This is a genomic window from [Phormidium] sp. LEGE 05292 (genome assembly GCF_015207735.1).
In the GTDB taxonomy this organism is placed as follows: domain Bacteria; phylum Cyanobacteriota; class Cyanobacteriia; order Cyanobacteriales; family Aerosakkonemataceae; genus Floridanema.
The window spans coordinates 1-13,379 of the sequence record NZ_JADEWG010000163.1 but is presented as its reverse complement, the minus strand read 5'-3'; the positions used below and the strand labels follow the sequence as shown (position 1 = coordinate 13,379).

10 protein-coding genes are annotated in these 13,379 nt (G+C 37.3%); 4 read left to right on the top strand and 6 right to left on the bottom strand.

Annotated elements, in window-relative coordinates:
- Positions 1 to 30: 30 nt before the first annotated feature.
- Together IQ264_RS27555 and IQ264_RS27550 are read right to left on the bottom strand one after the other, a co-directional pair.
- Positions 31 to 735: a DUF2232 domain-containing protein gene (locus tag IQ264_RS27555; protein ID WP_193984959.1), complete on the bottom strand. Its 705-nt coding sequence runs from the start codon at positions 733 to 735 to the stop codon at positions 31 to 33.
- Between the two features lie 25 nt (positions 736 to 760).
- On the bottom strand, positions 761 to 1,441 hold the full coding sequence (locus IQ264_RS27550) for a Crp/Fnr family transcriptional regulator (protein ID WP_193984957.1): 681 nt from the start codon (positions 1,439 to 1,441) through the stop codon (positions 761 to 763).
- Positions 1,442 to 1,929: 488 nt separating this feature from the next.
- Between IQ264_RS27550 and IQ264_RS27545 the strand changes: the two genes are divergently transcribed.
- From IQ264_RS27545 to IQ264_RS27530, 4 genes are all read left to right on the top strand, one after another.
- A complete protein-coding gene (locus IQ264_RS27545; RefSeq protein ID WP_193984955.1) occupies positions 1,930 to 5,118 on the top strand; it encodes a hypothetical protein in 3,189 nt (1,062 codons plus the stop codon).
- A gap of 103 nt (positions 5,119 to 5,221) precedes the next feature.
- Complete coding sequence (locus IQ264_RS27540) at positions 5,222 to 5,452, top strand: sugar transferase (protein ID WP_193984953.1); 231 nt, start codon at positions 5,222 to 5,224, stop codon at positions 5,450 to 5,452.
- Between the two features lie 213 nt (positions 5,453 to 5,665).
- Positions 5,666 to 7,012, top strand: coding sequence for a pentapeptide repeat-containing protein (locus IQ264_RS27535; protein WP_193984951.1), 1,347 nt, complete (start codon positions 5,666 to 5,668; stop codon positions 7,010 to 7,012).
- A gap of 115 nt (positions 7,013 to 7,127) precedes the next feature.
- Positions 7,128 to 7,364, top strand: coding sequence for a hypothetical protein (locus tag IQ264_RS27530; protein WP_193984949.1), 237 nt, complete (start codon positions 7,128 to 7,130; stop codon positions 7,362 to 7,364).
- A gap of 153 nt (positions 7,365 to 7,517) precedes the next feature.
- On the opposite strand, the gene IQ264_RS27525 is transcribed toward IQ264_RS27530, so the two are convergent.
- From IQ264_RS27525 to IQ264_RS27510, 4 genes are all read right to left on the bottom strand, one after another.
- Positions 7,518 to 8,642: a sensor histidine kinase gene (locus IQ264_RS27525; protein WP_193984947.1), complete on the bottom strand. Its 1,125-nt coding sequence runs from the start codon at positions 8,640 to 8,642 to the stop codon at positions 7,518 to 7,520.
- 2 nt (positions 8,643 to 8,644) lie between these two features.
- On the bottom strand, positions 8,645 to 10,471 hold the full coding sequence (locus IQ264_RS27520) for a histidine kinase dimerization/phospho-acceptor domain-containing protein (RefSeq protein WP_193984945.1): 1,827 nt from the start codon (positions 10,469 to 10,471) through the stop codon (positions 8,645 to 8,647).
- Between the two features lie 168 nt (positions 10,472 to 10,639).
- Positions 10,640 to 12,217: a hybrid sensor histidine kinase/response regulator gene (locus tag IQ264_RS27515; RefSeq protein WP_228061864.1), complete on the bottom strand. Its 1,578-nt coding sequence runs from the start codon at positions 12,215 to 12,217 to the stop codon at positions 10,640 to 10,642.
- An 89-nt stretch (positions 12,218 to 12,306) separates the two neighbouring features.
- Positions 12,307 to 13,379 (bottom strand): response regulator (locus IQ264_RS27510; protein ID WP_193984942.1); only part of this gene is annotated, 1,073 nt, incomplete at its 5' end.

Here is a 13,379-nt window from a genome sequence, read left to right as displayed (position 1 = left end):
CTGCCCCTCTGCCCCTCTGCCCCCCAACACTCACTCTTCATAATCTAAAATCACCTGTACCCAATGAGGAGGTTGGGGAATGGGATTGCCTAAGCGTTCTAGTAGTAGCCAGGAGGCTAAATGGACGACGAATAGGTAGACTAAGTTGCTGAGGAAGACCATTGCGATCGCAATTACATTAATCAAAAATATACTTGGTTCTATCAGTAACCCCAATTTGAGGAATACCCAATCTAAAAAACTGCTTACTTGAGTAATACCATAAACCCAAAGGTCTTCTCCTAAGAGGATCGAAAGCAGCCAAAATCGGAAAAAGAAGCCGATGCTGCCTAATAGTGTCCCTAAAAAAATTGATACTGCCCAATTAGTTCTCCGCCGCCAACAAGCACCCAGCAGCACACCCAACAAACCAAAGGGAATGAAAAATTGAATGCTGCGAGGCGGCCCCATCAACACTGATAATAATAAACCAGAAACTAAAGCCGACATCCAAGCGGCTCTTGCTCCCCAACGCAGGTAAACTAAAGCAATTGGAACTGGGAAAAAGATTCGTAGTACTGGACCTAAAGGAAAGTAAAAATTGACTAACCAAATTAAGCTGGCAGTACTGGCTAAAAACGCTGTTTCCACTAATGCCAAAGGCGCAGTTGATTGCGCTTGAGTTTGAGGTAGTGGAGTTGGAGAGCCAGATTTACCAGTATTTTCTTCTGCGGGGTCTGGAAAAGATTCACTCATGCAAATTGCCAAAAAGTAAGCAGGTTTAAACGATCATTTTTTCCAAAGCATTCATGTCAGGAATTCTCAGAATATCCTGATCCCGCTTAATTAAGCCTTTCTTTTCTAGCTTCGTCAATACTCTGGTGACAGTCTCTCTTGCTAGTCCACTCAAGCTACTCAATTCTCGATGTGGCAGGTTGGGAATTTCCACTCCTTCGGTAGTTTGTTTTCCCTGCCCGTCTGCTAAGAATAGTATTGTGTCTGCTACTCGTGACATACTATCAGATTCTCTTAACCGGAGTCGGCGATTGACTTGGCGCAAACGTCGTCCCATCAATTGAGCCAGACGAACTCCTGCCATTGGCTCGGAATAAATTAATTGGACAAAATCCTGCGCTGGCATATTGCCAATTATTGTGGGGGCCAAAGTAATAACATCGGTGGAGCGGGGTACTTCATCAAGTGCCGCCATTTCACCAAATATTTCTCCTTTACCCAAAATATTCAGGGTTACTTCTTTACCTTCTAGGTTGTAGGTGCGAATCTTCACCCACCCTTCGAGAATGAAGTAAACCGAACTACCCCAGTCATTTTCTAGCAAAATTACTTGGTTTGCTGGATGATTACGGGTAACGAGGTGGGCTGTAGCTTTTTCAACGGTACCTTCTGGTAATCCTTTGAAAAAAGGAGTTGAACGGATTAGATTATGGTTTCGGTCTTCCATCAGACCATTCTTTCACTAAGACTATGTTGAGTAAATAAACTAAAGATCAATGGGGGCTGTTTAGAGTTTGGTAGGCTGATAAGTTGGCATAGTATCAGATTTAGTAGGACTGCAAATCAATCATAACTAATTGACCACAATATCTTGCGAGAACAGGAGTTCCTGAAGAACTATGGGTAGTAGTGTCTAAAACTGACACGATCGTTACAAATGCAGCACTTTATAGAGATTATCACGAAAAACTACGAGATGGTTAGTTTTCTAGCGATCGCTCTTCAGTACTGCCCTGAGTATATTCTTGCAAATTTTTTAAATTTATGGTAAAGAACAACAAGGAAAAGCCAAGAATTTACCTATAGGCAAGTTCACATCTTGATTGTAAGTATTAAGTAAATTAAAATTAACAAAGTGGAATTACCGGATAGAAGCAAAGACTGAACAAACCTGTGAGGTCAATCTAAAATCTGAAATTTAAAATTTAAAATCGAATGACGTTCCAAACAACTAAAATCCAAGCACTGATTGCTGAGATTGATGAAGTACTTAGCAAAGATAGTAAATCCCGCTTTGGTTGGTTGGTGGGAGATGGTAATGCCGATCGGCAAATGTTGGAGCGTGTTCGCCAACAACTGCGAAAATGGCAAGAACAATTAACCATAGTACAAGCTACTGGTGGGGAAGCTCAAGTCGCAGAAATCAGCAGTTACCAAATCTTGTTTGAGCAAACTGACGCAGAAAGCGATCGAGTTTTATTAGCGGAATCATTACAGACAGACATTGCCTCATTGCAGCAACAAAGGCAAGCATTATTAAATGAGATTCAGCAGTTACAGGTACAAAGAAAAGCATTAATCGATCCTCAACTATTATTAGTTGAACAACAGGATATCGTTACTGAATTTTCCCAATCGTTAATCAACCGTTTGCAGGAAATTGTCAATCAACAATTAGCAGAAACTATAGAAAAAATTCAAGCTGTTGAGTTGCCAGATGAAGATGTGGAAACTACCTTAAACCAAGAAACAAAATCGCCAAAACTGGAATTTATTGAATTAGAAAAAACAGCAAAAAATCCTCAATTAGAATTGATTACAGCGTCAGTGATACCACTACCTTATGCTGGTGTTGAGTTGACGACAACAATTAGTGAAGAAGTCGAAATTACCAATTTAATACCATTGCAATTAAAGGAGAATGATACAATTTCTGCATTGACAGATTTAATAGAAAATGCACCTAAAACTACTGCATCATCGGATTTAATAGAAGATACAGGTGTAACTCCTGCATTGACAGATTTAATAGAAAATGCACCTAAAACCACTGCATCGCCGGAAGAAGAATTCCTCACAAATGAGTTAGCAGAACCTACCCCAAAAGTAGACCTTTGGTTAGGAAATAATATTGTAGAACAGTTAAATGAAGACCTTTCTGATTTAGAAGGAGTTGAACAATTGAATGTTCAACCGCCAGAAGTAATTATAGAACCCCTTAACGATGCTACTGATAGTATTGATTTAGATTTGGCTGCTGCTGTAGAACATGAACAGGAAAAAATTAATACAGCAATTCCCGAACATATTTTGGCAGAATTTGAAGATTTATTTGGTGATTCTAGTAACAGTTCTATTGCAGTAATTAATCCAGAATTAAAACCAGAAGAAACTCCAGAATCAGTCACTAGCCAAGAATCTCTAGAGTCAGAAAAAAAAAAACTAAAATCTAAGTCGCTGCGTAAGAAAAAACGTAAACAAAAAGAGAAAACTGCGCCGCAGATGTTAGCTGAAAATCCTGAAAATTCCCCTAAAGAGTCAATTCCATTAACAATTGCTCATCAAATTGAAAAAAGATTAATTTCTCGGCCTACTCCTGCGTCTCTGTTGTCGCTACGTCCTTTATCTCCGTTACCTGTTGCTCCTGCTAGTGTTTGGTATTTAGGAATTGATATTGGGACGACAGGACTGGCTGCTGTTTTGTTAAACAAGTCTACTAAACAAGTTTATCCGATTAGTTGGTTGGTTGCAGAACAGACAGATTTATCAGAAAATTCTCAGCGATTACCAATTACTTTTTCTGGGAAAGCATTACCAAAAAACTTTAAAAGATATTTAAACGTTGCGTTACCTTATTACTCGGCTGAATCGGGAAATTTTGAACCTATATTTAAGTGGTCAGAACCTCAAGAAAGTGCAAGTTTAGCTTTGAGAGAGGCAAATTGTTCAGAAATTAAAGAGATTGATTTAAGTAAAATCATCTCAGCAATAACAGTGCTATTGTCATATTTGAATATTACCAAAAAATCGGAAGATTTGTCGATCGAATCAAATAATAATTTAGTTAATTATAGCGTTGCTGAAGGGTTATCAGCAGAAGATTTGGCGGCTGCAATAGCGGATTTGGCGGGAATTTTTGTGAGTTGTCCGGCGAATTTTTCAGAAGCTTATCGGTTTAATATTAGAGAGGTGGTTTTAGCATCTGGTTTGGTTAATAATGGGGAGCAAATTTGTTTTGTAGAGGAAGCGATCGCCTCTCTATTGACAGAACTACATTTTCATGCAAACAAGTTAACAACCACAGAAAATATTGCCACATCTACTACTAAATATAACTCAGACAATTACCCCCTGCGTTGGCAAGGTGAAACTTTAGTCATAAATTCAGGAGCCAATACCACAGAACTAGCACTGGTTGACTTGCCAGAAGAACTGCAAGATTTAACTTACCAAGACTTTATCCTTCGCAGTTTTCCTTACGCAGGAAATCACCTGGATCAAGATATTGTTTGTCAATTACTTTTAAATGGGGAATCAGAAATAGAAAAACCCTTACCAGGTGAACCTGACTTATTAACTCGCCAACAATTACAAATGCGCTTGTCTAGTAGCGAATGGGGAGAAACATTGTTGTCAGCAGCAAGTTATTTAAAACTAACTTTGTCCCAAGAAGATAGTTTTACTTTCACTTTAGGAGAAGAAGATAGAGAAATCAGGAAACAAGATTTACAAAAGCGGGTAATTGCTCGTTTTGTCCAAAGTTTGAATCGGGAATTAAACACACTTTTAACTCAAGCAGGTACTTCTATTGAAGCAATAACCCAAGTACTTTGTACAGGTAAAAATACCATGCTTCCCGGTTTAACTACTTGGTTAAACCAAAAATTTCCTAATGCTAAAGTTATCCAAGAAGCCGAAATAAAATCAACAATCAAACCAGAAAACCGCGTTGCTACAGGATTGGCAATTTTACCGCTTTACCCACAACTTTTAGACAATTCTCGACAGCAATATAACGATTACTTCTTACTATTTGAATTATTACGTACCTTTGGAGACACATCACTTTCTATAGGTAAAATTATCAACTTACTGGAACGTAAAGGTATTAATATTCGTGCTTGTCAACAACGGTTATTTGCGTTGTTAGCAGGAGAACTTCCCGCTGGTTTAGTTCCCTCGGAATTAGATGCAAGTTTACTCACCGAAGCATCGTGGCAAAATACAGATTATCAAACAATAAGAGCCGGAAAACTGTTTTTAGAGCTAGAAAATCAAACATATTCCCTAAATTATGATTATGCACAGCATTTACGGAGTTATTTAACTGCGGTTTTAGCTCGTACTTACCAAAAACTAGAAGAACCATACACAATTTACTGGTTGGCAACCGTAGAAAAGTAAAAGCCTTAGAAGTTTTGATACCAAATTTTTACGTATTTATGTAGTCTTTAAGAGAATTGTTTTAGATGAATTACCTCAATTTTGGAATGTTTTATTATGAGATATGAGTTTAGTGGGAACTCGTACACCCACAGTTGAAGAAGTCGAAAAATACGAAATTCATCACTGGAAAAGATTGCAAGTTAAAACTGGTATTACAAGCTCTACAGTGACAGACTTTGAAGACATTGTGCGGATGGATGTTGACTATCAACGCAAATGGTCGATCGCTTACGATCTTTATCTAATTTTTCAGACAATTTGGGTAGTTTTAGCTAAAAAAGGCGCTTGTTAAGTTTTTGAACCTCCGATGATAGCAGCATTCAGGGTGCTTCTTACCTCAAATTTACGCAGGTAGTATATAAAAATTTAGTAAACATTAAGTACTTTCACTGTGGCATTTTGCCATGATAAAGTGAGATAAAGTGAATATAAAATTTAGTAGCTAATGACTTAGCTGTTTATTTATTAAATTCAATAAATAAATTATTTAATTATTTAGTTAAATATGCAAACTTCCAACGTAGTACGACTACCGAAAATTGTGGCTAATCAACGAGGGGACAAATCTGCTAATGCAAATAGTAATGCCATAAGTGAAAAAGACCGTAATTGGCAAGCATCTATCGGTGCAAATTCTCTTAACCCTTCTGTGAAAGGAACCGATCTCCGGGGTGCTTATCTTAGAGGCGCTTACTTAAGGAAAGCTGATTTAAGAAAATTCGATTTAAGGGAAGTTTGCTTCAGTTTTGCTGATTTAATTGAAGCAAATTTGAGTGAAGCTTGTTTGACTTTAGCTAATTTAAGCGAAGCTTGTCTGAATTTATCTAATTTGAGGAAAGCAGTACTCACTCAAGCTAACTTATTTAAAACAAACTTAGTTGGTGCAGACTTACATCAGGCAGATTTGCGGGGTGTTAATTTCTGCAAAGCAAACTTAGTGGGAGCTAATTTAGAAGGATCTAATTTGGTAGGAGCTAATTTATGTAGTGCAGATTTAAGTAGCACAGATTTACGGAGTGTAAAGTTACAAAATGCTGTCTATAATTTAGCAACTCGTTGCCCGGAAGGTTTTGATATGGCTAAAGCCGGAGCTTATTTAATTGGCCCTAATATGTTTTTACCACTGATTAATTTAAGTGGTGTCGATCTCAGTGGTACAGATTTGCGAGGCTCAGATTTACGCAGGGCAAATTTAAGAGAAACTAAGTTGATAAATGTGAATTTAGTTGCAGCTAATTTGAGTGGTGTAAATTTAAGTGGCGCTAACTTAACTGGGGCTGATTTACGAGAAGCGATTTTTAAAAAAGCGGTTTATACTCTACGAACTCGGTTTTCTCAAGATTTCGATCCTGTAAAGTTAGGTGCTTATTTGATTGCACCTGATGTATCTTTAGTAGAAGTAAATTTAAGTTATGTAGACCTTTCTAGCGCAAATTTGCGAGGTGCTAATTTAAGTCGTGCTAATTTGACAGGCGTAGACATGAGGAGTGTAGACTTGAGTAAGGCAAACTTGCGAAAGGCGGAATTAGAAACTGCAAAACTTCAAGATGCAGATTTAAAAGCTGCGGATTTGACTAAGGCAAATTTGAAACAGGCTAATTTGAGTAATGCTGATTTGCGAGGGGTGAATTTGACGAAGGCAAATTTACATGGGGCAATTTTGACAGGTGCGGATTTACGGGGGGCGGATTTGACGGGAGTGTGCTTAAGTCGGGCTAATCTAAGTAATGTGGATTTACGTGATGTAGATTTGACGAGGGCGGATTTGCGGGGGGCGAATCTGAGTGGCACAGATTTTTCCCAAGTAGATTGTACAGGGGTAATTTTGGATGAGGGAAGTGCGTTGGCGTAGCCTGCTCTGTTGCATATCGCAATTCCTCACCCCGACAAAGAATTTGCCGGACATACTCTTCGCAGGCAGTGGAATTTTAATATAGAGATAGTAACCGAGTAGAGAATTAATATTTATGAGTTCGCCCGAAATTTATAAAGGTTGGATTATTGAAGCTAGACCAGTTTTTTGTGTGGAAGTGTGGAATGCTGGTGGTAAATGCTTTATTCCTGTTCACAACGCCAAAAATGCTAAGGAAGCCCTGAAAATGGCAAAGCGTTGGATTGATATGCAAATGGAAGAAGAACAACAAAATTTAGAAATTAATGATGATATATCGCCAGATTTTGATGATGATGATATGCCGTTTTGAGGGTAGTTTGTAGTAGGTAATTGGTGTTGATTGGCAATTAAATAATCAGCGATTTTAGGGGCGTTGATGCGATCGCTCTTTCTTAATTTTATAAGTATTTAGCATTAGGGCGATCGTACTAATGGGACTTAGACAAAAAAGAAGAAAGAAAGGTTATCCTTGGTTTTCTAGAGCCAAAGTGAAATAAAAAGTTGTGCCAACATTCAACTCAGATTCAACCCAAATTTCTCCCTGATGATTTTCAACAATTTTCTTACAAGTTGCCAAACCAATCCCAGTTCCGGGAAATTCTTTAGCAGAGGGAGTTCGATGAAAAGCTTCAAAAATCTGCTCAAAATTTTGCGAGTCTATCCCAATGCCATTATCATGAATTTCAAAACACCACTTGCAGTCTAGCTTGGTAGCGGAAATTTTGATTTTGGGTGAAACTTCTGAATTAGTAAACTTAATTGCATTACTAATAAGGTTTTGAAATAGTTGGATTAATTGGATTTCATTTCCGATTACTTTTGGTAGAAAATGGTAATCCAGATTGACATTTTTTTCAGCAATAGCAGTTTGTAAATTTTCTCTTACTTGCTCTAGTATTAGATTGCAATCAATTAATTCAAATGTCTGATTTGGTGTACCTACTTGAGCATAAGCTAATAAATCTTGGATCAATCGCTGCATTCGACCCCCGGAATCAAATATTCGGTTAAGATAATCCAAGGCAGTTTCATTTAAAGAGTTTTGATATTGGAGCATCATTATTTTGGCAAAACCTGTAATCACTTGCAAAGGTTGTTGCAAATCATGTGAAACAACATAGGCAAATTGCTCTAGTTCCCGGTTCGATCGAGCCAATTCTTCATTTTGCTGGAGCAGTTTTTTTTGTAATCTTTGAATCTTGAGTTGGTTTTCAATTCTGGCTAGGACTTCCGCTTCTTGAAATGGTTTAGTTACATAGTCAATACCGCCGGATGCAAATGCTCTAACTTTATCCATAACGTCATCAAGGGCGCTGATAAAAATTACTGGAATATCACGAGTTTTGGGATCTGCTTTCAGATGTTGGCAAACCTCATAACCTTCCATTTCTGGCATTTTGATATCTAATAAAATTAGGTCTGGTGTATCTGCTTGTGCTGATGCGATCGCCGATCGACCATTCAAAGCCTTACGCACCTCAAATCCTTTTTTAGTCAACATAGCAGACAAAAGGCGCAAATTATCTGGTGTATCATCAACTATGAGAATATCTTCATTAAAATTAGCATTTTCTGATTTGTGCTTCATAATCACATCTGTTGAATAAGCTCTAAAATTTTGTTGAAATTAAAATCGTTAACCCAGACTGTTAAAGTATCAGTTAAAAGGATATATTCTTCGGATACTTGTTCTATCAATGCCAAGATTTGACAATCAGAGCCTTTAAGGGCAGCTTGATGTAGTTCGGCTATCCATTCTGGAGGTAATTGAGTTAATAGTGATAATAAATCTTCTGAGGGAAGAGTCTCAGCATTTTGGGAATTTTTTCTGGGTTCAATTTTAATTATATTCTCATGGATTGTAGCTGTGCTAGATTCTAATCTAGAAAATTTAATAATGTTGTTAATTAAAGATAATAAATGTTCGGCGCTAGCTTGAATTTTGGCGATCGCTTCCTTTTGCTTCTGTGTCAAAGATAAGTCATGGTTCAATACCTGAGAAAAACCGAGAATAATATTCAGTGGAGTGCGTAGTTCATGGCTGACTTCTTCCAAAAATTTACTTTTGGCACGGTTAGCAACTTCGGCTGCTTCTTTCGCTTTAGCAAGTTCAGCAGTTCTTTCTTTTACCCGGTTTTCCATTTCTGTAAAAGATTCTGTAAGTTGTTGCGCCATTTGATTGAAAGTATGGGAAAGAACTTCTAGTTCTTTGATTCCCTTGACATTAATAGTTTGGTCTAATTCGCCATTAGTAATTGCTTGACTTGCTTCTACTAATCGATGAATCGATCGGGTAATCAAACGAGAGGTAATTAATCCAAATAAAATTGCTGTGGCTAAAGCTAAAAAACAAAGCAAAATTGTTGTCCGAGTATTAGCATTAATCTGCTGCATAAAACTTGATTCTGGCACAACAATTACAATTATCCAATCCAATCCATAACTCCCATTCCAAGGAGTTACTTCTATAAAATATCGCTGATTTTTAAAAAAGATAATTTCTTGTTTATCCTTGATATTTTTCAGGCTTCCAAAAGAATTGATTAAATGTTGAGTAGTAACTCGAATTTGTTCATCATTACTTTCTAATGCTTTCAGTCGATTAGCGTGATTATTTTGAATTTGGAAAGGAGTTGATTTAGCGGAACTAGCAACTAGTAAACCATTGCGTTCAATGATAAAAATTTTCCCGGTTGCACTAAGTTTAACTTTCGATAAATATTCACTGATTTGTCTTAATGTATGATCGACACTGAGAACCCCAATAAGTTTTTTCCCATCAAAAACTGGGCTATTAGCAGAAATTGATAAAACCTCTGGCTTATCTTCCCATTGATAAATAGAACTCCAGATTGGTTTACCCGCTTTTACAGTCTCCGTATACCAAGCTTCGATTCTGGGTTCCCAACTTTTGACTTCTAACAGTTGTTTGCGATCGCCCTGCTTACTTGTTGAATAAATATAGAGTTTACCTAAACCAGTTTTTGCGGAAACTTCATTAAATAGCAAATTCCCATCATCAAGCCTTTCCACGCCAATGAATTCCCCTTGAGGATTACCAAAAGAGATATAACTAACATTAAATGACTGCATTTGTTTCCAGAAATAACGCCCTGTAGTTGGGAAATTATTCACATTAAGTATTTTCTGATCGATGGCTGCTAAATTTATTTGATTAATTTGGTGAGGAGCGGCTAAATAATTATTGAGATGTAGTGAAACTCGTTCACTTACTTCATCAAGCAACTGGCTGGCAATATTATTTACTGCCTGTTGACCATTGTTCAGGGAAAACCAACCTGTCAACCCAACGGCTGTGGAAATTTGTACAACATAAGGCACGACGAGAATAAAGCGCAAAGGCACTTTTTTGCAGGTATTAATAATAAAATAAGATGGATTATTAAAAAATTTCATGATTTTTACTGGGTGATTATTTAAGTGAGAATCAAATTATTTATTTTATTAAAGATTTTAAAAACAAATTATGAAACCATAATTTGTTTTTAAATTTTAACTATTGACTTTAATGAAATACACATCATAATACTAATTCAGTAATTCGATCTTGATCTTGGTTAGAGACTAATTAGAATTAGGTAAATTGAGCAATGGTTGTGTTAAATTGACAATACGATCGAACCAGAAGTTGTTTGTCCAATATTTTAAAGTTTCAGCTAAGGTGGAATGAGATGAGGGGATTTCTTGAATCAATTGTGAGATCTGGCGATCGAATCCTTTAATTGCTGCTAAATGAATCGCTTTTACCCATTGAGCAGGCATAACTGCTTGCAACATATCAGGTGTTATAGTTTCCAGTGACAACTGAAAAGAAACTGCATCTAAGAGATCTTCAGTAAACTCCTCAGAATTTTCAACCAATTCATGTAAATCATTTTTTTCTGCTAAATCAACTTTAATAAAAAAACTAACAGTCGTCCCATGTTCGGGCTTACTGGTAATTGTAATATCTCCACCCATGCGTTGAATAAGCTGTCGAGTTATTGGCAATCCCAAGCCGATTCCTTGTTTAATTTTTCCTCCTACTTCTGTTGGCGAAAACACTTCAAATAAACTATTAATTTCGTTGTTTGAAATTCCTAAACCCGAATCTTTTAACTCAAAGTAAAGTGCTATTTTCTGTTTAATTGGTGCTGGGGTTTCAATTGTTACTTCTTGTTCAGCATTTGCAATAACACTGTCTGCACACACCCGAAAATTTATATAACCTTGAGGTGTAAACTTTAGGGCATTTTCCAGGAGATTATTAAAAATCTGGAGTAGTTTATTTTTGTCAGCATGAATATATCGAGGTAAATTTGAATTATAATCAACAATAAACAGGAGATTTTTATATTCTGCCTTTAACCGCCAGTATGTTTCTATCTGATCGAGTAAATAATATAAATCTAAATCCTCTTCATTTAACGAAATATGCCGATTTTCTGCTTGTGTAATCATCAAAATATTATTGATCAGTTTGAGTAAGTGCCGACCACTACGATGGATTGTTTTGATGTATTCTTGATGTTCAATAGTAAGTGATGTACTGTCCTGCATTAATTCAGTAAAACCCAGGATGGCATTCAAAGGAGTTCTGAGTTCATGACTCATCCTGGCTAAAAACTCACTTTTGGCATAATTTGCTGCCTCAGCTGCTTCTTTGGCATCTCGCAAGGCTGCTTCAGTTCGTTGATGCTCATAAATTTCCTGTTGTAAACGTTCATTTTTTTGAATGAGTTGTTTTTGTAGTTTTCCGATTATCAATTGATGTTTAATACGAGCTAAAACTTCTTTGAGCGCAAAAGGTTTAGTGATGTAGTCTTCCCCGCCAACTTCAAAAGCTTTTACTTTGTCGATCGGATCGTCAAGAGCACTGATAAAGATAATGGGAATATCACCAAATTGAGGATTTTCTTTGATGTATCGACAGGTTTCATAGCCATCCATTTCTGGCATTCTAATATCCAGCAAAATCAGATCGGGAGGATTGGTTTGAACAGCAATCAATGCCATTTCACCACTTCTAACGCAGCGCACTTTATACCCGTGATGATTTAGTTGAGTAGATAAAACTCGTAGATTATCCGGTGAGTCATCAACAATCAGAATATCTGCCTTGAAAATGTCAGGTTTGTCGAAATTCATAAATTTTGAAATCATTTTTAAATAGGAGAAAGTTCTTAGCTTCGTTTTTTGAGTTTTGGATTAAAGAGTCTTTTTATCCTCCTAAATCCTGGATCATCTGCTTGTTATTCATTGATTTTATCTCTATTTTCAATGAATTCGAGCAACTTATCAAACTGAAAATTAGATACCCAGTTAATTAACATATTAGCTAAATCAGGATAAAGCGCAGAAATTTCTGCAATCAGTTTATATAGTTCCTCATCTGAACCAATAATTGCTGCTGCTTGAACTTTTTCAATCCACTGTTCTGGCATTTCCTGAAGAACTTTAGCAGTAAAAGCGGGGTTGGTAGTATTCGATGAATTTGCTTGGTTGGCTTCAATTTCTGTTTGTTGAGCATAGATATATTGCATTCCTAAATATAGTGACATTTTTTGAAAAATTATTTGTGTTCGGAAAGGTTTGCTCACAACATCATCACAACCTGCTGCCAAAACTTTGACCCGATCTTCTTTAAAGGCGCTAGCAGTGAGGGCGATGATTTTGGTTGGCTGTAAAGGGGATATGGCTGTTAATTTCTTCTCTATCGCTCTAATTTGCTTGGTTGCTTTATATCCATCCATCACAGGCATTCGCATATCCATCCAAATTAAATCTGGATGCCAACTTTGCCAGAGGGAAATAGCTTCTTGACCGTTGGTTGCTTCTTGTACTTCCAGCTGGAGCGATCGCAACAATTTTACCAGCAACTCCCGGTTCTCTTGATTATCTTCTACCACCAAAATCCGATAATTAGGTTGCCCAGGAACCAACCCAATCACTTTCTGAGTACATTGTTGCGGGTTTTGATGAACACAGGTTGCTAAGTCAACTTGAATCTCAAACTGGAGGAGAGTACCTTGCTGTGGCAAGCTATGCACCCTAATATCTCCTCCCATTAACTGCACAAATTTTCGACTAATAGATAAACCCAATCCTGTCCCTTCCTGAGTATTCGGCGTATTTTGTTTCTGCACAAACGGCTCAAACAATACCTCCACTTCCTCCGGTTCAATCCCTGGCCCAGTATCTTCAACCTCAAAGTAAAGAGTAATTTTTTCACAATTGGGGGGAGTTGAAGAAGTGGGGGGGCTTCCGTGAGGGCTTCGGCGAGCGTCAGCCGAGCCGTCAGCCGAACGGTGGGGAGGTAGGGAGG